This is a genomic window from Caballeronia concitans, from assembly GCF_001544615.1.
Classification (GTDB): Bacteria; Pseudomonadota; Gammaproteobacteria; order Burkholderiales; family Burkholderiaceae; genus Caballeronia; species Caballeronia concitans.
In genome coordinates this window covers 21076-43853 of sequence record NZ_FCNV02000020.1, presented here as the reverse complement: position 1 = coordinate 43853, position 22778 = coordinate 21076, and the positions used below count along the sequence as shown (strand labels likewise).

Sequence of the window (22778 nt, the reverse complement as noted above, 5' to 3'; positions counted from 1 at the left end):
CCGCAGCGCTCAATGCAGCGTGCGCGGCATGTGCAGCGCGAATTCGGCGATGGGCGCCTCGAAGCGCTCGCCGTCTTCCGCCACGCAGAAATACTCGCCGCGCATGGTGCCGACAGGCGTCGCGATCACGGCCCAGCTCGTGTATTCGAACTGCTGGCCGGGCGGCAGAAGCGGCTGCTGCCCGACTACGCCGAGCCCTTTCACTTCCTGCACGTGGTTGTCGCTGTCCGTGATGATCCAGTGACGCGAGATGAGCTGCGCGGCGACCTCGCCGGTATTGCGGATCGTCAGGGTGTAGGCGAAGGCGTATTGGCGGCTGTCCGGGTCGGACTGGTCGGGTAGATATCGCGTCTCGACGGATACGCTGAATTCGTACTGGCTCATTGTTGTTCCAATTCAATTCGTCGCTTCGCTGCCGGCAGACAACGAGCGGGTGCGCCGCTATTGGTCACGCATTCTGCTTGATGCCGCCCGCGCCCGCAACACGGAATCCGGCGCACAGGCTGCACCGCGCCGCGTCCACCTGGCCGTTCGGCCGACTTACGCCGCGAAAATCGCGGGTTAGAATCATGGCTTCGACGCACGGCCGCACCGGGCCGCCCTTCCCGCCTGCCGGCTCGCGAGCTTCTAGGCTGTCGGGCTTTCATGCCTTCTGGCCCCCACATCAGATACGTCCATGGCGCAATTTCATATCGCTCCCAGCATCCTTTCCGCCGATTTTTCCCGGCTCGGCGAGGAAGTCCGCAACGTCGTCGCCGCCGGAGCCGACTGGATTCACTTCGACGTGATGGACAACCATTACGTGCCGAATCTGACCATCGGCCCGATGGTATGCGAAGCCATCCGCCCGCACGTGGATGTGCCCATCGACGTGCATCTGATGGTGCGCCCCGTCGATCGCATCGTGCCCGATTTCGCGAAAGCCGGCGCGAACGTGATCAGCTTTCATCCGGAAGGCTCGGATCACATCGACCGTACGCTCTCGCTGATCCGCGACCACGGCTGCAAGGCCGGCCTCGTGTTCAATCCCGCGACGCCGCTCAATTACCTCGATCACGTGATGGATCGCGTCGACCTGGTGCTGATCATGTCGGTCAACCCGGGCTTCGGCGGCCAGTCGTTCATTCCCGAGGCGCTCAACAAGCTGCGCGAAGCGCGCACGCGCATCGACGCGTACCGCGAGCGCACGGGCCGCGAGATCCATCTGGAAATCGACGGTGGCGTGAAAGTGGACAACATCGCGGAAATCGCCGCCGCCGGCGCGGACACGTTCGTCGCCGGGTCGGCCATCTTCGGCAAGCCGGACTACAAGCAGGTCATCGACGCGATGCGCGCCGAACTCGCGAAATCGGGAGCGCAACAATGAACGACACCACGACGGCGCTGCCCGTCTTCTCCGTCCGGCCAATCCGCGCGGCCATCATCGATCTGGACGGCACCATGGTCGATACCGCCGACGACTTCGTCGCCGCGCTCAACGGCATGCTCGCGCGCATCGGCGTGGAGCCGCCCGTCACGCGCGATGAAGTCGTGGGCTACATCGGCAAGGGCTCGGAAAATCTGATTCGCAGCGTGCTGGCCGCCCGGCTGCCGCATCCCCAAGCCACTGCGCAGTTCGACGACGCGCTCGCCACCTATCAAAGCGAATACGCGAAGATCAACGGCAAGCATTCGACGCTCTTTCCCGAGGTGAAAGAAGGCCTTGAAGCGATGCGCGAACTCGGCATCGCGCTCGCGTGCGTGACGAACAAGCCGCATCGCTTCGCGGTGGAACTGCTGTCGCACTTCGGCGTCGCGCACTATTTCAAGGTGATTCTCGGTGGCGATTCCGTCGCGCTGAAGAAGCCCGATCCGCTCCCGATGCTCACCGCCTGCGACCGTCTCGACGTGCTGCCGCGCGAAACGGTGGCGGTCGGAGATTCGGAAAACGACGCGCTCGCGGGCCGCGCGGCGGGCATGGCGACGCTCACCGTGCCGTACGGTTACAACCACGGGAAAGCTGTGCAATCGGTGAAGTCCGATGGTATAGTTTCCACGCTGCGAACCGCAGCCATGGCGATCGCCGCGACACTGGCGCCGCCCGACACCACACTGACTGAATAGTCCATCTCTCATGTTTCTCAACAGAAAACGGAGTCTGAGCAGCATCGACCGGGGAGCCTGGCCCTGGCGTCGCTGGTCGCGCTAACCTCGCCCGAGGTACGCTGAAGCCATGTCGCATTCTCTTGCACTCGCTTCGGCATCCGTTTTTTGTTTCGCTGCGCATTCCTGCGCCGTTTCCGTTGAACTGTCGTACACCGAGCGTTGCTTCGGCATGCGCTGCGTTGCGTGATGTTTGCCGCACGCAACGCACGGCCGTGCATGCTCCGATCGCCCGAACCGCATCCGCGCGGCCCGGGCGCATCCGCCGACAACGCGAGAAACAAGCCGATCGCAGCGCCCACGTTCTTCCCGATGCCGCGTTCTCTCATAACAGCGCGCGTCGATCAAGGATCGCACCATGACCGAACTCGAATTCCAATCGCTGGCGAATGAAGGCTACAACCGCATTCCGCTGATCGCCGAAGCGCTCGCCGACCTCGAAACCCCGCTGTCGCTTTATCTGAAACTCGCGCAATCCGAGCGCAACGGCGCGAACTCGTTCTTGCTCGAATCGGTAGTCGGCGGCGAGCGCTTCGGGCGCTATTCGTTCATCGGCTTGCCGGCCCGCACAATGGTGCGCGTGCAGAACGGCGTGTCGCAAGTCGTCACCGACGGCAACGTGACCGAAACCGACGAAGGCGATCCGCTCGCGTTCATCGAGCGATTCCAGAAGCGTTTCAAGGTGGCGCTGCGCCCGGGCTTGCCGCGTTTCTGCGGCGGTCTTGCGGGCTATTTCGGTTATGACGCGGTGCGCTACATCGAGAAAAAGCTGGCGGACACCGCGCCGCCCGACGATCTCGGTCTGCCCGACATCCAGCTGCTGCTGACGGAAGAAGTCGCGGTCATCGACAACCTCGCCGGCAAGCTGTATCTCATCGTCTACGCCGATCCGACGAAGCCCGAAGCGTATGCGAAGGCGAAGCATCGTCTGCGCGAACTGCGCGCGCGGCTGCGCACGACCGTCCAGCCGCCGGTGACGTCCGCGAGCGTGCGCACGGAGACCTATCGCGAGTTCGCGAAAGCGGACTATCTGAACGCCGTGCGCCGCGCGAAGGAATACATCGCGGCGGGCGAACTGATGCAGGTGCAGGTCGGTCAGCGGCTCATCAAGCCGTTCCGCGACAACCCGCTTTCGCTGTATCGCGCGTTGCGGTCGCTCAATCCGTCGCCGTACATGTATTACTACAACTTCGGCGGCGATGTTCATGTGGTCGGCGCGTCGCCCGAAATTCTCGTGCGTCAGGAGAAGCGCGCCGAGGACCGCATCGTCACGATTCGTCCGCTCGCCGGCACCCGTCCGCGCGGCAACACGCCCGAGCGCGACGCCGAACTTGCCACCGAATTGCTGAACGATCCGAAGGAAATTGCCGAACACGTGATGCTGATCGACCTCGCGCGCAACGACGTCGGCCGGATCGCGGACACGGGTTCGGTCGCGGTCACGGACAAGATGATCATCGAAAAGTACTCGCACGTTCAGCACATCGTGAGTTCGGTGGAAGGAAAGCTCAAGTCCGGTATGAACAACTTCGACGTGCTGCGCGCGACGTTCCCCGCCGGCACGCTGTCCGGTGCGCCGAAAGTCCGCGCAATGGAACTGATCGACGAACTCGAGCCGGTCAAGCGCGGACTGTACGGTGGCGCGGTCGGTTATCTGTCGTTCAGCGGCGAGATGGATCTGGCCATCGCGATCCGCACCGGTCTCATCCACAAAGGCAATCTGTATGTGCAGGCGGCGGCGGGCGTCGTCGCGGATTCGGTGCCCGAGTCCGAATGGCAAGAGACGGAGAACAAGGCGCGCGCCGTGCTGCGCGCCGCCGAGCAAGTGCAAGACGGCCTCGACAGCGACTTCTGAGGAGACAAGACCATGCTGCTGATGATCGACAACTACGATTCGTTCACCTATAACCTGGTCCAGTACTTCGGCGAGTTGGGCGAGGACGTGCGCACCTATCGCAACGACGAAATCACGCTCGATGAAATCGCGAAGCTCGGGCCGGACCGCATTTGTCTGTCGCCGGGGCCGAGCAATCCGCAGCACGCGGGTATCACGCTCGACGTGCTGCGCGAATTCGCCGGCAAGCTGCCCATTCTCGGCGTGTGCCTCGGCCACCAGGCGATCGGCGAGGCGTTCGGCGGGCGCGTCGTGCGCGCGCAGACCATCATGCACGGCAAAGTGAGCCAGATCGAAACCGACTGTAAGGGCGTGTTCTCCGATCTGCCCAAACACTTCAACGTCACGCGCTATCACTCGCTCGCAATTGAGCGCGAGTCTTTGCCCGACTGTCTGGAAGTGTCCGCCTGGACGCCGGACGGCGAGATCATGGGTGTTCGTCACCGTGAACTGGAAGTGGAAGGCGTGCAGTTCCATCCGGAATCGATTCTTTCCGAGCACGGCCACGCCCTGCTGGAGAATTTCGTGAAAAACACAGCAGCAGGCAAGGGCTCGAAACGATGACCATCACCCCGCAAGAAGCGTTGCAACGCACGATCGAGCATCGCGAGATCTTCCACGACGAAATGCTGCACCTGATGCGCACGATCATGCGCGGCGACATGTCGCCCGTGATGGCCGCCGCGATCATCACCGGCTTGCGCGTGAAGAAAGAAACCATCGGCGAGATCGCGGCGGCGGCGACCGTCATGCGCGAGTTCGCCAATCACGTCGAAGTCGAGGACAACTCGAATTTCGTCGATATCGTCGGCACCGGCGGCGACGGATCGCATACCTTCAACATCAGCACTGCGTCGATGTTCGTCACGGCGGCGGCCGGTGCGAAGGTAGCGAAGCACGGCAATCGCGGCGTGTCGAGCAAGTCGGGCAGCGCGGACGTGCTCGAAGCGCTCGGCGTGAACATCGACCTGACGCCGGAACAAGTGGCCGCGTCCATTGCCGAAACGGGCATGGGCTTCATGTTCGCGCCGAACCATCATCCGGCGATGAAAAACATCGCGCCCGTGCGACGCGAACTCGGCGTGCGGACCATCTTCAACATTCTCGGGCCGCTGACGAATCCGGCCGGCGCGCCGAACCAGCTTCAGGGCGTGTTCCATGAAGACCTCGTGGGCATTCAGGTTCGCGTGATGCAGCGGCTCGGCGCGAAGCACGTGCTCGTCGTGTACGGCAAGGACGGCATGGACGAAGTGTCGCTCGGCGCGTCGACGGTCGTCGGCGAACTGAAGCACGGCGAAGTCACCGAGTACGAGATTCATCCCGAGGACTTCGGCTTGCAAATGATGTCGAACCGTTCGCTGAAAGTGCAGGACGCGCAGGAATCCAAGACGATGCTGCTCGGCGCGCTGAACAACAAGGCGGGCGTCGCGCGGGAAATCGTCACGCTGAACGCGGGCACGGCGCTTTATGCGGCCGATGTCGTCGATTCGATCGCGGATGGCATGGCCGCCGCGCGCGAGGCGATTGCAAGCGGCGCGGCGCGCGAGAAAGTCGAAGCGCTCGTGAAGTTCACGCAGCAGTTCAAAAGTTAACGGAACCGGACATGAGTGACATTCTGGATCGCATCATCGCGGTGAAGCGCGAAGAGATTCGCGCCGCCGAACAAAGCGCCCCGCTCGAAGAGCTGAAGCTCGAAGCGAGCACGCGCGACGTGCGCGATTTCGTCGGCGCGTTGCGCGCGAAGCATGCGGCGAATCAGGCCGCCGTGATCGCCGAGGTGAAGAAGGCGAGTCCGTCGAAGGGCGTGCTGCGCGAGCATTTCGTGCCCGCCGACATCGCCCGCTCGTACGAAAAAGGCGGCGCCGCATGCCTGTCCGTGCTCACCGACGTGCAGTTTTTCAAGGGCAGCGTCGCGTATCTGGAAGAAGCGCGCGCCGCGTGCAGCCTGCCGGTGCTGCGCAAGGACTTCATCATCGACCCGTATCAGGTGATCGAAGCGCGCGCGATGGGCGCGGACTGCATTCTGCTCATCGCCGCCGCGCTCGAACTCTCGCAGATGCAGGATCTCGAAGCCTACGCGCATTCGCTCGGCCTCGCGGTGCTGGTCGAAGTGCACGACGCCGACGAATTGCGCAGCGCGCTGACGCTCAAGACGCCGCTCATCGGCATCAACAACCGCAATCTGCGCACGTTCCAGACGACGATCGACACGACCATCGGCATGCTCGAATCCGTGCCGGACGATCGCATCGTCGTGACGGAGTCCGGCATTCTGTCGCGCGCCGATGTCGAGCGGCTGCGCGCGATGCGCGTGCACACTTTTCTCGTCGGCGAAGCGTTCATGCGCGCCGACGATCCGGGCGCGGAACTCGCCCGCATGTTCTTCTGACCGGGCCGCATCGTGGGAATCGAACGGGAAATCAAGCTCGCGCTGCCGCCGTCGCAACATGACGACGTCGCGCGCTTCTTCAACGAGCGCACCGGGCCGGGCAAGCCGATGAAGCTCGGCAACGTCTACTTCGACACGCCGTCGCTGGCGCTCGCAGAAGCGAAGTCCGCGCTGCGCCTGCGCCGCACGCCGGATCAATGGCTGCAGACGTACAAGACGCTCGGCGAAGCGAAGGCCGGGCTGCATAGCCGGCACGAATGGGAATTGCCGGTGCAAGGCGAAGCGCTCGAAATCGACGCGCTCATCGCCGCCTGCGACGACGACGACGCCCGCGACGCACTCCAGGCCGCCGCGCCCGAACTTGTCGCGCTGTTCCGCACGGACTTCACGCGCATCGTGTGGGACGTGGAGCGCGAGGGATCGCAGATCGAAGTCGCGCTCGATTCCGGCGAGATCACGGCGGATGTCGATGGCGAAACGCGCCGCGCGGAGATCAGCGAGCTGGAAGTCGAGCTGAAAAGCGGCGACGCCGACGCGCTCGAAATGCTCGCGGCGGAGTTGCGCGGCGCGTTCCCGGAGCTCGATCCCGAGGACGACAGCAAGGCGCAGCGCGGGTATCGGCTGCGCGAGCGGCCCGAGAGCAACATCAGCGACGCCGAAGCATGAATCGTCAGCCATCACTTTTTGACGACGCGGAAGCCGAACGCACTCCCGACGCATCCGGCTTCACCACGCTCGAAAGCCAGTTCGACGCCCTGCCCGCCGACTGGCGGCGTCATTTGCAGGCGTTCATCGACAGCCCGCGCTACGCCGCGCTCTGCGAATTCGTCGATGCCGAGCGCGCCGCCGGCAAGACCGTCTATCCCGCCGATGTCTTCCGCGCGCTGCGCCTGACGCGTCCCGGCGACGTCAAGGTGATCATCCTCGGTCAGGACCCGTATCACGGCGAGGACAAGGGCGCGCCGCAAGCACACGGCCTCGCGTTCTCGGTGCCCGCGCCGGTGCGCCCGCCGCCGTCGCTGCGCAACATCTTCAAGGAAATTCACGCGAGCCTAGGTTTTGCCGCGCCCTCGCACGGCTGCCTCGATGCGTGGGCAGAGCAAGGCGTACTGTTGCTCAACACGTCGCTGACGGTCGAGCGCGACAAGGCCGGCAGTCACGCGAAGCGCGGCTGGGAACAATGCACCGACACGCTCATCCACGAGATGGCGGTTCGGCACGACGGCCTCGTGTTCATGCTGTGGGGCGCGCACGCGCAGGCGAAGCGCGGGTTGATCGAAGGCACGGGAAAGGCGCATTGCGTGCTGGAAGCGCCGCATCCGTCGCCGCTGTCGGCGCATCGCGGGTTCCTTGGATGCGGGCATTTCGTGCGCGCCAACGACTATCTCGTCGAGCACGGAAGAAAGCCGATCGACTGGCAATTGCCGGACTGAGCGCATCGACGAAAAAAACCCGCTGCGGTCTCACGACCCAGCGGGTTTTTCCATGCGCGAACGAATCGCGAGATTACAGCGCGGCGATTGCCTCGCGCGCTTGCGCCAGCGCCGCGCCGGCCACATCGGCGCCCATGTTCAGGCCTTCGGCGTAGATGAAGCTCACGTCGGTCATGCCGAGGAAGCCGAGGAACGATTGCAGATACGGCGTCTGCGAATCGTGCGGCGTACCGACATACTTGCCGCCGCGCGCCGACACCACGAACACCTTCTTGCCCTTCACGAGCCCTTCGGGACCGTTCGCGGTGTAGCGGAACGTGACGCCCGCACGCGCGATCTGGTCGAAATACGCCTTCAGTTGCGACGAAATGCCGAAGTTGTACAGCGGCGCCGCGATCACGACGATATCCGCCGCTTGCAGTTCGGCGATCAGCGCATCGCTTTTCGCGGCGATCGCGGCTTGCTCCGCGCTGCGCTGGTCGGCGGGCGTGAAGAACGCGCCGAGCGTCGCGTCGTCGAGGTGCGGCAGGTTGTCGGCGAGCAGATTGCGGACGACCACCTTCGCGCCCGGATTGCTTTGTTGCAGCTTCGCGGTGAGTTCGTCGGCGAGCAGCGTCGATTGAGCGCCTTGCGAACGAGCAGCCGAGTTGATTTGCAGAATCGTCGTCATGATGGCTTCCTTCCTGTAGGGGTCCGGGCACTGGGAGCGCCCGCGTTAGGAAGCATTCTTCGTCTTTCGGCGTCCGGGAAAAAGCCGCGCGACCGTGAAGCATTGTTGCACCGGTAGGACAATCGCCGCGCGGCCTGTTTTGCACCGTCAACCTTTCAGCCAGCGCTCGCGCCATTGCTTCGACGGGCTGCGTCCGTCCATCGCGCTCAGCTGGTAGCGCGAGACTTCGGGCGCGTCGAGTTTCAGCTCCGTGCGACGCAACTCGTCGCGCCGGAACGCGTGAATCTCGATTTTCGCGCCCGGCACATAGCGCGACAGCAGTCCGTCCAGATTCGATCCGGTGACGCGCAAGCCGTCGATCGCGACGAGCACATCGCCCGCCGACAACCCCGCTTTCTGCGCCGCGCCGCCATCGTGCACGACCGCCAGCGTGCAATCCGCGCCGCCGCGCACGCGCGCTCCGATCGACGGCTTGCCCGCCGTGCCGTTCGTCGGCAGGTCGGGCGCGAGCGCGATGCCGAACGGCTCGAACAGCGCGTCGAGCGGCAGATCGCGCGTGCCGCGCACGCCGTCGCGAAACAGCGTGCGCAGGTCCGCGCCGGTCGCTTCGGCGAAAAGCGCGTCCACTTCGTCTTCGCGAATGCCGCGCGCCTTGCCGCTGTAGAAGTCGCGGCCGTAGCGTTGCCAGAGCAGGCGCATCACGTCGTCGAGCGACTTGCGGTTGTCGGTCTGCGCGCGAATCGACAGATCGAACGCCAGCGCAATCAGCGATCCCTTCTGGTAATAGCTGACGATGGCGTTCGGCGCGTTCTCGTCGGCGCGGTAGTACTTGACCCACGCATCGAACGAACTCTGCGCGACCGATTGCTTCAGCCGGCCGCTTCCGCGCAGCACACCGCCGATGGTCTTGCCGAGCAGCGAGAAATAATCGCTCGCGGTGATGAGCCCGCTGCGCACGAGCATCAGGTCGTCGTAATAAGACGTGAAGCCTTCGAACAGCCACAGCAGCGACGTGTAGTTCTCCTGCGAAAGATCGTACGGCGCGAACGCGGCCGGCTTGATGCGCTTCACGTTCCACGTATGGAAATACTCGTGGCTGCACAAACCGAGATACGTGCGATATCCGTCGCTCATTTCCGGCCGGCCCTGCACCGGCAGATCGCCGCGATTGCAGATCAGCGCCGTCGATGCGCGATGCTCCAGCCCGCCGTAGCCATCCGTGACGGCGACGGTCATGAACACGTAGCGGTCCATCGGCGCTTTCTTCGTGCGCGGTTCGAAGAGCGCGATCTGCGCTTCGCACACGCGCTTCAGGTCGGCTTCGAGCCGCCGCATATCGAGCGCGACGACGCGTCCCGAGATCACGATGTCATGCTTCACGCCATGCGCGGTAAATCCGCCGAGCGCGAATTCGCCGAGCGTGACGGGGTGATCGACGAGTTCGTCGTAGTTCGCCGCTTCGTAGCTGCCGAAGCCGTAGCGCTTCGTTCCGCGCGATTCGCCGAGCGCGGTCGCCACGCGCCAGTTGCGATGCGCGCCGCCCGCCGGCGGCTGGATATCGACGACGCACGGCGCGCCCGACTGCCCTTCCACCGCGAGAAAGACGCTCGTGCCGTTGAAGAAGCCGACGGTGTCGTCCAGATGCGCGGCGCGCACGGACATGTCCCACGCATAGACTTCGTAGCGCAGCGTGATCGGGCCGTCGCTCGGCGCGGCTTGCCACGCGTGCTTGTCGGTTTTCTCGATCGCGATCCGGCGCCCCGCCGCGTTGAACGCCTGCAGCGTCACGATGTTGCGCGCGAATTCGCGAATCATGTAGCTGCCCGGAATCCACACCGGCAACAGGAAGCGCTGACCGGCCGGGTCCGGCTCGCCGACGGTGAGCGTCACTTCGAAGATGTGCGCGGCCGGATTCTTCGGAACGATGCTGTAGCGCACCGGTTGCGACATGGATGCGTTCAGGGAAGTCATCGCGTTGTCCTTTGTTCTTCTTTTGGGCGCTGCGCGGCACGCGTGCGCGAGCGGCAGGCCGAAAATCAAAGGAGGCGCCAGCGCGCCTCCTCACCTTTGATCTTGCCGGCGTTCAGCGTACCGCCGAGATTTCCTTCTCCAGCCGATCCGCGGGCACCGCGCCCGGCAGACGGCGGCCATCGGCGAGGAACACGGTAGGCGTGCCGGTGACGTTCATCGAATGGCCGAGCTTCACGTTGCTGTCGATCGCGGTGGTGTCGCACGTGGCGGCGGTGGTCGGCGCCTGGCGGTCGAGCATCCACGCTTCCCAGCTCGTCGCGCGATCCTTCGAACACCAGATCGACTTCGACTTGGCCGTGGAATCCGGCGACAGCACCGGATACAGGAACGTGTAGACGGTCACGTTATCGATGGCCTTCAGCGACGATTCGAGCTGCTTGCAATACGGACAGTTCGGGTCCGAGAACACGGCGATCTTGCGGCTGCCGTTGCCCTTCACGACCTTCACCGCGTTCTCGAACGGCAGCTTCGCGAAGTCGATCTTGTTGGTTTCCGCGAGCCGCGCTTCGGTCAGGTTCTTGCTGTTGCGCGTATCGACGAGATCGCCGATCAGCACGTAGTTGCCGGCTGCATCGCTATAAACGATCTGCGAGCCGAGGTTCACTTCGTAAAGGCCCGGAATCGGCGTCTTGTCGATGCTCTTGATGGTCGCATCGCCCATGCGCGATTCGAGCGTCGACTTGAGCTTGTCAGTGGTTTGATCGGCCTGCGCCGTGCAGCCGAGGCCGAGCGTCACGGCGAGCGTCGTGGCCGCAGCGATCCCCAGGCGAAGAGTGGTTTTCATGCCGTTTCCCGTGAATGCGGGGCGACGCAGGCGAGCGCCCCGCTGAATGTGAGTTGACGCTTACCCGAGCGCCGCCGACACCAGCCAGCGCTTGGCGAGCGGCTGCGCCCCGACGAACGCCATGCCGGTATTGCGAATCGCGCGCGCGAGCGTGCCGGGCGCGGAAAAGAGCCGCTGCATGCCGTCGGTGACGATCATCAGCTTCTGAATGTCTTCGCGGCGCGCGCGTTCATAGCGGCGCAGCAGGATGGGATCGCCGAGATCGCGGAACGCTTCCTTGTTCGCGATGACATCGGCGAGCGCGGCGACGTCGCGCAGGCCGAGATTCATGCCCTGCCCGCACAGCGGATGAATGAGATGCGCGGCATCGCCGACGAGCGCGACGCGCGGCGCGACGAGCCGGTCCACCGTCTGCAGCCCGAGCGGAAAGCCCTGCGCGGGCGTCACGCATTCGAGCGCGCCGAGCGTGTATTGCGACGCCTCTTCGACCTTCGCGGCGAGCTGCGCCGGATCGAGCGCGATGAGTTCGTCGGCGTGCTCCGTGCGCGCGGACCAGACGAGCGAGACGTGATCGCCCGGCAGCGGCAACAGCGCGATGATTTCGGTATCGCGGAACCACTGATACGCGGTCTCGCCGTGCGGACGCTCCGTCTTGAAGTTCGCGACGACGCCCGTCTGCCGATAATCGCGCCGGTCCATCTTCGCGCCCATTTGCGCGCGCACCCAGGAATGCGCGCCGTCCGCGCCGATGATGAGGTCCGTCTGCAGCGTCTCGCCGCTCGAAAGCGTGACGAAAGCCGCGTCTTCATCGATCGTCATGCCTTGCGCGCGCGCGTCGAACCAGGAAAGGCTCGGCTGGAAGCGCAAGGCGGCGTCGAGCGCCTGTTCGATCAACGTCGATTCGACGATCCACGCCAGTTGCGGCACCGACGCCTGGAACGCGGAGAAATGCAGTTCCGCGTGGGCGTCGCCGAACACGCGCATGTCGAAAACGGGACCGAGCCGCGAGCGATCGAGTGCCTGCCAGACGCGCAGCCGTTCCAGGAGCGTCTGCGAACTCGACGACAGCGCGTAGATGCGCGAATCGAACATGGCGCCCGGCGGCAAGCCTGCCGCTTGCGGCGCGAGCAACGCGGTGCGCAGGCCGGACTGGGCGAACGCGAGCGCGGCCGTCTTGCCGACGAGCCCGCCGCCCACGACGACCGCGTGAAAGGTCAAGGGATGCGAAGTCATGTCGGGCATTATAGCCGCGAGGGTTGCGGGGGTTTTGACGCTTGCGCGGGCGGGAACGCGGCGGCCGGGCGGCGGTACAATGTCGGTTTGCCCGGCCGCGGATGCGGCCCCGGCGCTGGCGCGCGCTTTCTGCCGCCGCCCGGCGCGCATCGTTTGACGAACCCGCGCGGCGAAGCGCCGTCTCACCAGTTCGAAGGATTCCATGAGCCTCCAATGCGGCATCGTCGGCTTGCCTAACGTCGGCAAGTCCACTCTTTTCAATGCTTTGACCAAGGCGGGCATTGCCGCCGAGAACTATCCTTTCTGCACCATCGAGCCGAATGTCGGCGTCGTCGAAGTGCCGGACGCGCGCCTCACCGCGCTGGCCGAAATCGTGAAGCCCGAGCGCATCCTGCCGGCGGTCGTCGAGTTCGTCGATATCGCGGGCCTCGTCGCCGGCGCGAGCAAGGGCGAAGGCCTCGGCAACCAGTTCCTCGCGAACATCCGCGAAACGGATGCCATCACGCACGTCGTGCGCTGCTTCGAAGACGAGAACGTGATTCACGTCGCGGGCAAGATCGATCCGATCGCGGACATCGAAGTCATCAACACCGAACTGGCGCTGGCGGATCTGGCGACGGTCGAAAAGGCGCTCACGCGTTACTCGAAGGCGGCGAAGTCGGGCAACGACAAGGAAGCGGCAAAGCTCGTCGCCGTGCTGGAAAAAGTGCGCGCGCAGCTGGATCAGGCGAAGCCGGTGCGCGGCTTGAGCCTGAACGAAGACGAACAGGCGCTCATCAAGCCGTTCTGCCTGATCACGTCGAAGCCGACGATGTACGTCGCGAACGTGAAGGACGACGGCTTCGAGAACAATCCGTATCTGGACGCCGTGCGCAAGCATGCGGAAGCGGAGAATGCGCCGGTGATCGCGGTGTGCGCGGCGATCGAAGCCGAAATCGCCGATCTCGACGACGCCGACAAGCAGGACTTCCTCGCCGACATGGGCATGGACGAGCCGGGGCTGAATCGCGTGATTCGCGCGGGTTTCAAGCTGCTCGGCCTGCAGACGTACTTCACGGCGGGCGTGAAGGAAGTGCGCGCGTGGACCATCCATATCGGCGATACGGCGCCGCAAGCTGCCGGCGCGATCCACACGGACTTCGAGCGCGGGTTCATCCGCGCGCAGACCATTTCGTTCGATGATTACATCGCGTACAAGGGCGAACAAGGCGCGAAGGAAGCCGGGAAGATGCGGGCGGAAGGCAAGGAATATGTGGTACACGACGGGGACGTGATGAATTTCTTGTTCAACGTCTAAACGGCGCGCCAAGACAAGTCAAAGACTGTCAAAGCGGGTTGATTCGAAAAGCGGAGTGCCTGAAAAATGGTGCTCCGCTTTTTTCATGGGCGGTATCGGGCGAATATCGCCGATAAAAATAACGAGAGAGACCACAAACATGAAGAGACCGTCAGGAATCCGTACATTCCTCGTGGGCTGCGCAGTCGCGCTTGCGGCCGGCGTCGTGCCTTGCGCGCCGGCGCACGCTTATTACAACGGCTACCAACAGCAGCAACCCGACGAATCCGACCTCGATAACCACGGCCATTATGTGAACCGCGACGGCAACGTCGTCCACGCGCCCGCGCATTCGCGCTCTGGCGCCGTGCCGGAAGGCGCAAGCGCGCAATGCCGCGATGGCACGTATAGCTTCAGCCGGCACCACAGCGGCACGTGCTCGCGGCATGGAGGCGTGGCGCGGTGGGAATAGCGATCGCAGCAGCGATCGCAAAAACGGCAGCGAAAGCCCGAAGTACAATGACACGCATCCCCGCCCGCGTCCGAAGCGCGGCGGGCACGCGCATCATCGCGCGCCGACGAGCCTCATCGAACGCCAACCGCGCGCCGCCTGCGCACGGCGTTCGCACCCATCAAACGATCACAGACAAATCCACATGGCCCAATACGTCTTCACCATGAACCGCGTCGGCAAGATCGTCCCGCCGAAGCGTCAGATCCTGAAAGACATCTCCCTCTCGTTCTTCCCCGGCGCGAAAATCGGCCTGCTCGGACTGAACGGTTCCGGCAAGTCCACGCTGATCCGCATCATGGCGGGCGTCGACAAGGACATCGAGGGCGAAGCGCAGCCCATGCCGAATCTCAACATCGGCTATCTGCCGCAGGAGCCGCAGCTCGATCCGCAGCAGACCGTGCGTCAGGCCGTCGAGGAAGGTCTCGGCGACGTCTTCCAGGCGCAAAAGAAGCTCGACGAAATCTACGCCGCCTACGCCGAACCCGACGCCGACTTCGACGCGCTCGCCGCCGAGCAGGCCAAGTACGAAGCCATTCTCTCGACCAGCGACGGCGGCAGCCCCGAGCAGCAGCTCGAAGTCGCCGCCGACGCGCTGCGCCTGCCCGCGTGGGAGGCGAAAATCGAACACTTGTCGGGCGGCGAAAAGCGCCGCGTCGCGCTGTGCAAGCTGCTGCTGCAAAAGCCCGACATGCTGCTGCTCGACGAACCGACCAACCACCTCGACGCCGAATCCGTCGAATGGCTCGAACAGTTCCTCACGCGCTACCCGGGCACGGTCGTCGCGGTGACGCACGATCGCTACTTCCTCGACAACGCCGCCGAATGGATTCTCGAACTCGACCGCGGCCACGGCATTCCGTGGAAGGGCAACTATTCGAGCTGGCTCGATCAGAAGGAAGACCGCCTGAAGCAGGAAGAAGCCAGCGAATCCGCGCGCCAGAAGGCCATCAAGAAAGAACTGGAATGGGTGCGCCAGAATCCGAAGGGACGCCAGGCGAAGTCGAAGGCGCGTATCGCGCGATTCGAGGAACTCAACAGCCAGGAATACCAGAAGCGCAATGAAACGCAGGAAATCTTCATTCCGGTCGGCGATCGGCTCGGCAATGAAGTCATCGAATTCAAGAACGTCAGCAAGGCGTATGGCGATCGTCTCTTGATCGACAACCTGAGCATGAAGATCCCGGCCGGCGCGATCGTCGGCATCATCGGGCCGAACGGCGCCGGTAAATCGACGCTCTTCCGCATGCTCACGGGCCGCGAACAGCCGGATTCGGGCGAGATCATCCAGGGGCCGACGGTCAAGCTCGCCTACGTCGATCAAAGCCGCGACGCGCTCGGCGCCGACAAAACCGTGTTCGAGGAAATCTCCGGCGGCGCCGATGTGCTCACGGTCGGCAAGTACGAAACGCCGTCGCGCGCGTACATCGGCCGATTCAACTTCAAGGGCAGCGATCAGCAAAAGCTCGTCGGCAATCTGTCGGGCGGCGAGCGCGGGCGGCTGCATCTGGCGAAGACGCTGATCGCGGGCGGCAACGTGCTGCTGCTCGACGAACCGTCGAACGATCTCGACGTCGAAACGCTGCGTGCGCTCGAAGACGCGCTGCTCGAATTCGCCGGCTCGGTGATGGTGATCTCGCACGATCGCTGGTTCCTCGACCGCATCGCGACGCACATTCTGGCGTTCGAAGGCGAATCGCACGTCGAGTTCTTCGACGGCAACTATCAGGAATACGAGGCGGACAAGCGCAAGCGCCTCGGCGAAGAAGGCGCGAAGCCGAAGCGTCTGCGTTACAAGCCGATCTCGCGCTGATCGGCCGAAGCGCGCCTCAATGCGGGGGCGCGCACCGACGCCGCGCACGAAAATGGCGACTGTCTCGGGCACGTCGCCATTTTCGTTTGTGCGGCGGTTTTGCCAGGTCGATGACTTGCACGGGAGACGCAACACATGGCGGCATCGGGCGCGCAGCGGGGAGCGCGGTGGGCAGTGGGAATCGTCGTCGCGGTGATCGCGGTGGCGATCGGCGGATGGTTCTTCGTCGCGCATCAGATGAAGGAGCGCATTCGCGAGACGCTCGGGCCGAACGGTTCCGTCGATGAAATCGATGTCGGATTCGGGCACGTCACGCTCACGCGCGTGCGCCTGCGCGGCCCGAAAGGCTGGCCCGCCAGCGATGCGATGCGCGCCGAGCGTATCGTGCTCGACGTGGACATGCGCGCGGCGCTGTCGAACCGCGTGCATCTGCGCAGCGTGAGCGTCGACAACTACTATCTGTCGATCGTGCGCGCCGCCGATGGCCGCGTCCTCATTCTTCCCGGCCTCAAGGAAACCGCGCGCGCCGCCGACGCGAAGCCGGACGACAAAGCCACGCAGCACGCGCAGGAAGAAAAGCTGATCGATCGCGTTTCGTTCGAGCGCGGCGCGATGGAGTTCTACGACGCATCGGTGCAGCAGCCGCCGTATCGCGTGCTGATCAGCGATGCGCGCGCGACCGTCGATCATCTGCATTTGCCGGCGCTGACCGAGCGCACGTCGCTGTCGATGACCGGCTCGATCAAAGGTCCGTCGCATACGGGCACGGTCACGTGGGACGGCTGGATGATCATTTCCAGCAAGGATTCGCAGACGCGCGCGACACTGCGCAGCGTCGATATTTCCACGCTCGATCCGTATCTGCTGAAGAAAGCGGGCGCGAAAGCCGCCGTGACGGGCGGCACCATCGACATGACGATCGACGCAGGCGTGCGCGACTATCGCATTCACGCCCCCGGCTCGATCACGCTTAATCACTTGCAGATCAGCGACGGGAATGGCCCGCTCGACACGTTCCTCTCGATCCCGACGAAAGCCGCCATCGCCGCGCTGAAGGATCGCAAGGACGAGATCAAGCTGGACTTCGTGCTCGACGGCGATCTGCGCGATCCGAAGTTTTCGCTGTCGGAGAGTCTGTCGAAGAAGCTCGCAGCGGGGTTCGCGAAGGCGCTGGGCGTGAGCGCGGAAGGCGTCGCGAAGGGCGCGGGGGAAACGGTGCGGGGAATCGGCAACGCGCTGAAGAATCTGCTTTCGCAGTAGCGCGTCGCCGCGTGTGGCGGGTCAGATCGGCACGTTCAGCGCGCGCAGCTTCGTTTCGGTGTCCAGCGCGCCGGTGTAATGGACGCCGTGCCAGCCGAGATCGGTCGCGGCCTGCGCGTTATGCAGGTTGTCGTCGATGAACACGAGTTCGTTCGGCTGAATGCCCGGCAGATGCTTTTCGATTTCCGCGCGCATCAACGCGAAAATCCGCGGATTCGGCTTGATGACGCCGACGCGCCCCGACACGATGATCTCCCTGAAACGGCGTAGCACGTCGAAGCGCTCCCACGCGTACGGAAAGGTCTCCGCCGACCAGTTCGTCAGCCCGAAGAGCGGCACGCCGGCCGCGTCCAGCCGATCGACCAGCGCGACGCCCTCTTGGAGCACGCCCGCCACCATTTCGTGCCAGCGCGCATAAAACGCGCGAATCAGCGCTTCGTGCTCGGGATAAAGCGCGACGAGTTCGGCGGTGCCTTCCTCGAGGCTCTGCCCGCCGTCCTGCTGCACGACCCAATCCATCTTGCAGACGTTATCGAGAAACCAGCGGCGCTCGGTTTCGTTCGGGATCAGTTGCCGGTAGAGATAGTCACGGTTCCAGTCGATCAAGACGCCGCCGAAATCGAAGACTACTGCTTTGATGGTCATCGTCCGTCGCTCCTTTTGCGCATTCAAATCGCCTCGGTCCGCTTCTCGAGCCACGCCTTCGCCGCGCCCTCGACCAGCGGCGACACGCGGCGACGCACCGTCTCGTGATACGCGTTCAGCCACGCGCGCTCGTCGTCGCGCAGCAGCGAAAGGTCGATGCAGCGCGTATCGATCGGGCACAGCGTCAGCGTTTCGAACGACAGGAAATCGCCGAATTCCGTCTTCCCCGCGCTCTGATTCATCACCAGATTCTCGATGCGGATGCCCCACTTGCCCGGCCGATAAATACCCGGCTCGATCGACGTGATCATGCCCTCTTCCATCGCCGTCCACGGTTCGGCGGGCGCGTAGTGCGAAATGACCTGCGGCCCTTCGTGCACGTTCAGGAAATAGCCGACGCCGTGGCCCGTGCCGTGCCCGTAATCCGCGCCCGCTTCCCAGATCGGCGCGCGCGCGATCGAATCGAGCATCGGCGAACGGATGCCGCGCGGGAAACGCGCGCGTGAAAGCGCCATCGTTCCCTTCAGCACGATCGTGAAATCGCGCTTCTGCTCCGCCGTGACCTCGCCGATGGGCACAACGCGCGTGATGTCCGTCGTGCCGCTCAGATATTGACCGCCGGAATCGATCAGCAACAACCCGTTGCCTTCGATCACCGAATGCGACGCCTCCGTCGCGCGGTAATGCGGCATCGCGCCGTTCGCGTTGAAGCCGGCGATGGTCGCGAAACTCAGCGTCACGAAGCCCGGCCGACGCGCGCGCGCCGCCGTCAGTTTTTCGTCGATCGTCAGTTCGGTGATGCGCTCGCGGCCCAGCGCGTCTTCGAACCACGCGAAGAATTCGGCGAGCGCGGCGCCGTCCTGCTCCATCGTCGCGCGGATGTGCTCGGCTTCCGCAGGCGTCTTGCGCGACTTTTCGAACGTCGACGGATTCACCGCTTCCACGATCTTCACGCCGGGCGCCACTTTCTCCAGCAAGCCATGCGTGATGCGGCGCGGATCGACGAGCAGCGTCGCGCCAGCGGGCAACGCCGCGAGCGCCTGCGGCGCGCTGGCGTACGGCGCGACGCGCACGTTGTCGCGCGAAAGCGCTTCCTTTAGCGCGTCCGGCGTCTTGCCGTCGGCGATGAAAATTGTCGCGTCGTCCAGCCCGACGAGCGCATGCGCAACGAACACCGGGTTGTAGCTCACGTCGCCGCCACGCAGGTTGAAGAGCCAGGCGAGGTCGTCGAGCGTCGAGATGAAGTGCCATTGCGCGCCCTTCGCGCGCATCGCCTCGCGGATTTTCGCGAGCTTCTCGGCGCGGGCGACGCTCGCGTGCGGCGCGGCGTGTTCGTAGACGGGCGCATCGGGCAGGCCGGCGCGCTCCGGCCAGACGGAATCGAGCACGTCCACGTCCGTGCGCAGCGCGACGCCCCGCGCGGTCAGCGCATCGGCCAGCGCGCGCGCCGCCGCGACGCCGAGCACGGCGCCATCGACCACGACGACACCGCCCGCCGGAACGTTCTCCGCGAGCCATTCGACGTGCGGCGCGGTCTGCTGTCCGCCCATCATCTTCATCAGCACGATGCCGGTGCCGGCGAGTTGCGCTTCGGCCTGCGTCCAGTAGCGGCTATCGACCCAGACGCCCGCGAAATCCTGCGTCACCACGAGCGTGCCGACCGAACCGGTGAAGCCCGACAACCACTGACGCCCCTGCCAGCGCGCGGGCAAATACTCGGAAAGATGCGGATCGGCCGATGGCACGAGCACGGCGTCGAACCGGTCCGCCGCCAGCCGGCGACGCAGCGTGTCGATGCGCCGGGCGAAAGTCGCGGCGTCGGGAGTGGCGGAAGTTGCAACGCGATCGTTCATGAATGACCTGCCTTGAATGCCGAATGAGATGCGATGGAGATGCGATGGAAACTATCGGCGCGCCGCCAGCGCGACAGTCGCCGTGACTACGAAGAGCGCGAAGAGCGTGCACGCGAACCATTCGAGCGTGTCGCCGTCGTGATAGACATCGACGATATTGCCGAACATGCGCGCGACGACGGCCGCCAGCACGCCCGCCACGACGGCGGTCCAGATGCGCCCCGCCGCGCCCGGCCCGACACGGCCGGCGCGCCGCAGCGGATGCAGCCACCACGCCGCCGCGCCGATCACCGCGCCGAGAAAAATCATGCCGATCCAGCTCATCGGGCGCGCAGCTCCATTGGCTTCGATTAAGAGACGGCGCGGGCGCCGGGTCAAGCGGATGAGTTTAGGGGGACAGGTTGGCGATGGCAAGCGGTCCGAAATCGAGATAAAGCGAATGCGGAATATGCCTAGAATTTGTGAATCGATCGCTTATCGAGAGTTGGCCGCTTAATCGACGGCAAAATGCGAACGCAACGCATCATGAGCGAAAACAGCCTGATTTCCCTCGGCGGTCTCGAACTGATCATGACGTATCGCGGTGCGACGCAAGAACGGCGCGACAATCTTCGCGGCGTGCTGCGTCATCTGGATTCGACGTACTCGGATTACACGGTCTATCTGATCGAAGCGGACGCGACGCCGACATTCCATTGGTCCGGCTCGGGCGATAAGAAAATCCGCCATCTCTTCATTCATGATGACGGGCCGTTCCCGCGGGCGAGGCTGTGCAACCTCGGCGCAAAGCTGTGCACCGGCGATGTCATCTGTTTTCACGATGCGGACATGGTCGCCAATCCCGATTTATTTCCCGCTTGTGTCGATGCACTGCGATACGGCGCGCATAGCGACGCGCTTTGTCCGTTCTTGCGCGTGATTAATGTCGCCGGCGTATTCAGAGAAGCATTCATTCGCTCCGGAAACTATTCGGCGTTGAAACCGTATCTCGAAGCGGATTTAGCGGAAGGAATGGCACTGCTTTACGCAAACACGGCGGGCGGAATCGTGCTGATCAAGCGCGCGGAATATAGGCGCATCGGCGGTCATGATCCGAGATTCATCGGCTGGGGCGGCGAGGACGACGACCTTCTCACGCGCGCGACCCGGCTCGGCGTACGCTGGCATTCCGTCCCGGAACAACGCGCCGCGCTCTTTCATCTTCACCACGACGCGGCTTCACGGCGCGACGCCATCGCAGCCGCGGAGCGCAACCGCGAAGCCGCCGCGCGAACCGGCGCGATGCCCCTCGTGGAACTGCAAGCCCGCGCCGCCGAACTCGCGAAGTACTTCAGTTGAAAGCGCGGTGCGGTCGATTGTCGCGCTCCGAAAAGCCGATTTCCCTCGCACGGAGGCGCAGCGGCGCACGGTCCGGCCCCGAATGCCGCGTATAAATGAACGGATTCGTAAAACGCTATAATATTGGGCTATCTGAAAGGCCAACGGCTTAGGCCGAACGCATAAGTACATGCAGCTCCTCACGATCGGAATCAATCACCACACTGCGCCTGTCGCCTTGCGCGAACGCGTGGCGTTTCCGCTCGAACAAATCAAGCCGGCGCTTTCCGCGCTGAAGGACGTCTGGCTCGGTCCGAAGGTCAAGGCAGCGCCGGAAGCGGCCATCCTCTCGACTTGCAACCGCACCGAACTCTACTGCGCCACCGACGACACCGCCGCCCGCGAAGCCGCCGTCCACTGGCTCTCGCAATATCACAATCTGCCCGTTTCCGAACTCGCGCCGCACGTGTATGCGCTGCCGCAGTCGGAGGCCGTGCGCCACGCGTTCCGCGTCGCATCGGGGCTGGATTCGATGGTACTCGGCGAAACTCAGATCGTCGGACAAATGAAGGACGCCGTGCGCACCGCGTCCGAAGCCGGCGCGCTCGGCACGTATCTGAACCAGCTTTTCCAGCGCACGTTCGCGGTCGCGAAGGAAGTGCGTTCGACGACCGAAATCGGCGCGCAGTCCGTGTCGATGGCCGCTGCCGCCGTTCGGCTCGCGCAGCGCATCTTCGAGAACGTGTCGAGCCAGCGCGTGCTGTTCATCGGCGCGGGCGAAATGATCGAACTCTGCGCCACGCACTTCGCCGCGCAGAATCCGCGTGAACTGGTCGTCGCCAATCGCACGGCCGAGCGCGGCGAAAAGCTCGCCGGGCGCTTCAATGGCCGCGCCATTCCGCTGTCCGACCTGCCCGCGCGCATGCACGAGTTCGACATCATCGTGTCGTGCACCGCGTCCACGCTGCCGATCATCGGTCTCGGCGCGGTCGAGCGTGCGGTGAAGGCGCGCCGGCATCGCCCTATTTTCATGGTCGATCTCGCCGTGCCGCGCGATATCGAGCCGGAAGTCGGCAATCTGCAGGACGTGTTCCTCTATACCGTCGATGACCTTGGCGCCATCGTCCGCGAAGGCAACGCGTCGCGGCAAGCGGCCGTCGCGCAGGCCGAATCGATCATCGAAACCCGCGTCGCCAACTTCATGCAGTGGCTGGACGCGCGCAGCATCGTGCCGGTCATCCGCCACATGCACACGCAAGCCGACGCGCTGCGCCGCGCCGAAGTCGAACGCGCGCGCAAGATGCTCGCGCGCGGCGACGATCCCGCCGCCGTGCTCGAAGCGCTGTCGCAATCGCTCACGAACAAGCTCATTCACGGCCCCACGCACGCGCTCAACCGCGCGGGCCGCGAAGAGCGCGACCAGCTCATCGACCTGATGAGCGGCTTCTACCGCCACGGATCGTCGGACCGTTAGCGGCGTCCTCTTTGCCATTCCCCATGCTTTCGCGCTTTGCGCGGCAGCGTCCC

The 22778-nt window shown here is 64.3% G+C and carries 22 protein-coding genes; 14 read left to right on the top strand and 8 right to left on the bottom strand.

What is annotated here, in order from left to right; all coding sequences use genetic code 11:
• Nucleotides 1–9 precede the first annotated feature (9 nt).
• The gene (apaG, locus tag AWB72_RS26985; protein ID WP_040050048.1) at nucleotides 10–384 is read right to left on the bottom strand and encodes a Co2+/Mg2+ efflux facilitator ApaG/CorD; all 375 of its coding nucleotides are present in this window, start codon (nucleotides 382–384) and stop codon (nucleotides 10–12) included.
• A 292-nt stretch (nucleotides 385–676) separates the two neighbouring features.
• Here apaG and rpe point away from each other — a divergent pair, with 292 nt between their 5' ends.
• The 8 genes from rpe to AWB72_RS26945 all read left to right on the top strand — a co-directional run bounded on the left by rpe (nucleotide 677) and on the right by AWB72_RS26945 (nucleotide 7858).
• Entirely contained in the window at nucleotides 677–1366 is a 690-nt protein-coding gene (gene rpe / locus AWB72_RS26980; RefSeq protein WP_040050047.1) for a ribulose-phosphate 3-epimerase, read from the top strand.
• Nucleotides 1363–2103 carry a phosphoglycolate phosphatase gene (gene gph / locus AWB72_RS26975; RefSeq protein ID WP_040050046.1) on the top strand — a complete coding sequence of 247 codons (741 nt, stop codon included), beginning with the start codon at nucleotides 1363–1365 and terminating at the stop codon, nucleotides 2101–2103. Before rpe ends, gph begins: the two co-directional genes overlap by 4 nt.
• Before the next feature lie 397 nt (nucleotides 2104–2500).
• The gene (gene trpE, locus AWB72_RS26970; RefSeq protein ID WP_040050045.1) at nucleotides 2501–3997 is read left to right on the top strand and encodes an anthranilate synthase component I; all 1497 of its coding nucleotides are present in this window, start codon (nucleotides 2501–2503) and stop codon (nucleotides 3995–3997) included.
• A 12-nt stretch (nucleotides 3998–4009) separates the two neighbouring features.
• Nucleotides 4010–4600 carry an aminodeoxychorismate/anthranilate synthase component II gene (locus AWB72_RS26965; protein ID WP_040050021.1) on the top strand — a complete coding sequence of 197 codons (591 nt, stop codon included), beginning with the start codon at nucleotides 4010–4012 and terminating at the stop codon, nucleotides 4598–4600.
• Nucleotides 4597–5628: an anthranilate phosphoribosyltransferase gene (trpD, locus tag AWB72_RS26960; protein WP_040050020.1), complete on the top strand. Its 1032-nt coding sequence runs from the start codon at nucleotides 4597–4599 to the stop codon at nucleotides 5626–5628. Before AWB72_RS26965 ends, trpD begins: the two co-directional genes overlap by 4 nt.
• 11 nt (nucleotides 5629–5639) lie before the next feature.
• Nucleotides 5640–6425, top strand: coding sequence for an indole-3-glycerol phosphate synthase TrpC (gene trpC / locus AWB72_RS26955; RefSeq protein WP_040050019.1), 786 nt, complete (start codon nucleotides 5640–5642; stop codon nucleotides 6423–6425).
• Nucleotides 6426–6437: 12 nt separating this feature from the next.
• Nucleotides 6438–7091, top strand: coding sequence for a CYTH domain-containing protein (locus AWB72_RS26950; RefSeq protein WP_040050018.1), 654 nt, complete (start codon nucleotides 6438–6440; stop codon nucleotides 7089–7091).
• The gene (locus AWB72_RS26945; protein ID WP_040050017.1) at nucleotides 7088–7858 is read left to right on the top strand and encodes a uracil-DNA glycosylase; all 771 of its coding nucleotides are present in this window, start codon (nucleotides 7088–7090) and stop codon (nucleotides 7856–7858) included. Before AWB72_RS26950 ends, AWB72_RS26945 begins: the two co-directional genes overlap by 4 nt.
• Before the next feature lie 73 nt (nucleotides 7859–7931).
• Here AWB72_RS26945 and AWB72_RS26940 read toward each other — a convergent pair whose 3' ends face one another.
• The 4 genes from AWB72_RS26940 to AWB72_RS26925 form a co-directional block, all read right to left on the bottom strand.
• Nucleotides 7932–8528, bottom strand: a complete 597-nt coding sequence (locus AWB72_RS26940; protein ID WP_040050016.1) for an FMN-dependent NADH-azoreductase — start codon at nucleotides 8526–8528, stop codon at nucleotides 7932–7934.
• A gap of 147 nt (nucleotides 8529–8675) precedes the next feature.
• The gene (locus tag AWB72_RS26935; protein WP_244285768.1) at nucleotides 8676–10499 is read right to left on the bottom strand and encodes a M61 family metallopeptidase; all 1824 of its coding nucleotides are present in this window, start codon (nucleotides 10497–10499) and stop codon (nucleotides 8676–8678) included.
• 112 nt (nucleotides 10500–10611) lie between these two features.
• Nucleotides 10612–11343, bottom strand: a complete 732-nt coding sequence (locus AWB72_RS26930; RefSeq protein WP_040050015.1) for a DsbC family protein — start codon at nucleotides 11341–11343, stop codon at nucleotides 10612–10614.
• 60 nt (nucleotides 11344–11403) lie between these two features.
• A complete protein-coding gene (locus AWB72_RS26925) occupies nucleotides 11404–12576 on the bottom strand; it encodes a UbiH/UbiF family hydroxylase (RefSeq protein ID WP_040050062.1) in 1173 nt (390 codons plus the stop codon).
• Nucleotides 12577–12778: 202 nt separating this feature from the next.
• Between AWB72_RS26925 and ychF the strand changes: the two genes are divergently transcribed.
• The 4 genes from ychF to AWB72_RS26905 all read left to right on the top strand — a co-directional run bounded on the left by ychF (nucleotide 12779) and on the right by AWB72_RS26905 (nucleotide 17436).
• Complete coding sequence (ychF, locus tag AWB72_RS26920) at nucleotides 12779–13873, top strand: redox-regulated ATPase YchF (RefSeq protein WP_040050014.1); 1095 nt, start codon at nucleotides 12779–12781, stop codon at nucleotides 13871–13873.
• Between the two features lie 139 nt (nucleotides 13874–14012).
• A complete protein-coding gene (locus AWB72_RS26915; RefSeq protein ID WP_052449819.1) occupies nucleotides 14013–14324 on the top strand; it encodes a DUF3761 domain-containing protein in 312 nt (103 codons plus the stop codon).
• Between the two features lie 184 nt (nucleotides 14325–14508).
• On the top strand, nucleotides 14509–16176 hold the full coding sequence (gene ettA, locus AWB72_RS26910; protein ID WP_040050061.1) for an energy-dependent translational throttle protein EttA: 1668 nt from the start codon (nucleotides 14509–14511) through the stop codon (nucleotides 16174–16176).
• A gap of 135 nt (nucleotides 16177–16311) precedes the next feature.
• Nucleotides 16312–17436 carry a DUF748 domain-containing protein gene (locus AWB72_RS26905; protein ID WP_040050012.1) on the top strand — a complete coding sequence of 375 codons (1125 nt, stop codon included), beginning with the start codon at nucleotides 16312–16314 and terminating at the stop codon, nucleotides 17434–17436.
• Between the two features lie 21 nt (nucleotides 17437–17457).
• Here AWB72_RS26905 and AWB72_RS26900 read toward each other — a convergent pair whose 3' ends face one another.
• The 3 genes from AWB72_RS26900 to AWB72_RS26890 are packed head-to-tail and all read right to left on the bottom strand — an operon-like array spanning nucleotide 17458 to nucleotide 20258.
• Nucleotides 17458–18081, bottom strand: coding sequence for an HAD family hydrolase (locus AWB72_RS26900; protein ID WP_040050011.1), 624 nt, complete (start codon nucleotides 18079–18081; stop codon nucleotides 17458–17460).
• 23 nt (nucleotides 18082–18104) lie between these two features.
• Nucleotides 18105–19934 carry an aminopeptidase P family protein gene (locus AWB72_RS26895; protein ID WP_040050010.1) on the bottom strand — a complete coding sequence of 610 codons (1830 nt, stop codon included), beginning with the start codon at nucleotides 19932–19934 and terminating at the stop codon, nucleotides 18105–18107.
• 51 nt (nucleotides 19935–19985) lie between these two features.
• Nucleotides 19986–20258, bottom strand: coding sequence for a hypothetical protein (locus AWB72_RS26890; RefSeq protein WP_040050009.1), 273 nt, complete (start codon nucleotides 20256–20258; stop codon nucleotides 19986–19988).
• 201 nt (nucleotides 20259–20459) lie between these two features.
• Here AWB72_RS26890 and AWB72_RS26885 point away from each other — a divergent pair, with 201 nt between their 5' ends.
• Nucleotides 20460–21272 (top strand): galactosyltransferase-related protein, encoded by an 813-nt coding sequence (locus AWB72_RS26885; protein ID WP_040050060.1) that lies wholly within the window; start codon nucleotides 20460–20462, stop codon nucleotides 21270–21272.
• A gap of 169 nt (nucleotides 21273–21441) precedes the next feature.
• The gene (gene hemA, locus AWB72_RS26880; protein WP_040050008.1) at nucleotides 21442–22725 is read left to right on the top strand and encodes a glutamyl-tRNA reductase; all 1284 of its coding nucleotides are present in this window, start codon (nucleotides 21442–21444) and stop codon (nucleotides 22723–22725) included.
• The last annotated feature ends 53 nt before the right edge of the window (nucleotides 22726–22778 follow it).

Excerpts from the sequence above, each read along its gene's own strand:
- AWB72_RS26940 (WP_040050016.1), bottom strand. The coding sequence starts at position 8,528 with ATGACGACGATTCTGCAAATCAACTCGGCTGCTCGTTCGCAAGGCGCT.
- AWB72_RS26885 (WP_040050060.1), top strand. The coding sequence starts at position 20,460 with ATGAGCGAAAACAGCCTGATTTCCCTCGGCGGTCTCGAACTGATCATG.
- AWB72_RS26915 (WP_052449819.1), top strand. The coding sequence starts at position 14,013 with ATGAAGAGACCGTCAGGAATCCGTACATTCCTCGTGGGCTGCGCAGTC.
- gph (WP_040050046.1), top strand. The coding sequence starts at position 1,363 with ATGAACGACACCACGACGGCGCTGCCCGTCTTCTCCGTCCGGCCAATC.
- AWB72_RS26925 (WP_040050062.1), bottom strand. The coding sequence starts at position 12,576 with ATGACTTCGCATCCCTTGACCTTTCACGCGGTCGTCGTGGGCGGCGGG.
- ettA (WP_040050061.1), top strand. The coding sequence starts at position 14,509 with ATGGCCCAATACGTCTTCACCATGAACCGCGTCGGCAAGATCGTCCCG.
- AWB72_RS26905 (WP_040050012.1), top strand. The coding sequence starts at position 16,312 with ATGGCGGCATCGGGCGCGCAGCGGGGAGCGCGGTGGGCAGTGGGAATC.
- trpC (WP_040050019.1), top strand. The coding sequence starts at position 5,640 with ATGAGTGACATTCTGGATCGCATCATCGCGGTGAAGCGCGAAGAGATT.
- AWB72_RS26965 (WP_040050021.1), top strand. The coding sequence starts at position 4,010 with ATGCTGCTGATGATCGACAACTACGATTCGTTCACCTATAACCTGGTC.
- ychF (WP_040050014.1), top strand. The coding sequence starts at position 12,779 with ATGAGCCTCCAATGCGGCATCGTCGGCTTGCCTAACGTCGGCAAGTCC.
- rpe (WP_040050047.1), top strand. The coding sequence starts at position 677 with ATGGCGCAATTTCATATCGCTCCCAGCATCCTTTCCGCCGATTTTTCC.
- trpE (WP_040050045.1), top strand. The coding sequence starts at position 2,501 with ATGACCGAACTCGAATTCCAATCGCTGGCGAATGAAGGCTACAACCGC.
- AWB72_RS26895 (WP_040050010.1), bottom strand. The coding sequence starts at position 19,934 with ATGAACGATCGCGTTGCAACTTCCGCCACTCCCGACGCCGCGACTTTC.
- hemA (WP_040050008.1), top strand. The coding sequence starts at position 21,442 with ATGCAGCTCCTCACGATCGGAATCAATCACCACACTGCGCCTGTCGCC.
- AWB72_RS26945 (WP_040050017.1), top strand. The coding sequence starts at position 7,088 with ATGAATCGTCAGCCATCACTTTTTGACGACGCGGAAGCCGAACGCACT.
- AWB72_RS26930 (WP_040050015.1), bottom strand. The coding sequence starts at position 11,343 with ATGAAAACCACTCTTCGCCTGGGGATCGCTGCGGCCACGACGCTCGCC.
- AWB72_RS26935 (WP_244285768.1), bottom strand. The coding sequence starts at position 10,499 with ATGACTTCCCTGAACGCATCCATGTCGCAACCGGTGCGCTACAGCATC.
- trpD (WP_040050020.1), top strand. The coding sequence starts at position 4,597 with ATGACCATCACCCCGCAAGAAGCGTTGCAACGCACGATCGAGCATCGC.
- apaG (WP_040050048.1), bottom strand. The coding sequence starts at position 384 with ATGAGCCAGTACGAATTCAGCGTATCCGTCGAGACGCGATATCTACCC.
- AWB72_RS26900 (WP_040050011.1), bottom strand. The coding sequence starts at position 18,081 with ATGACCATCAAAGCAGTAGTCTTCGATTTCGGCGGCGTCTTGATCGAC.
- AWB72_RS26890 (WP_040050009.1), bottom strand. The coding sequence starts at position 20,258 with ATGAGCTGGATCGGCATGATTTTTCTCGGCGCGGTGATCGGCGCGGCG.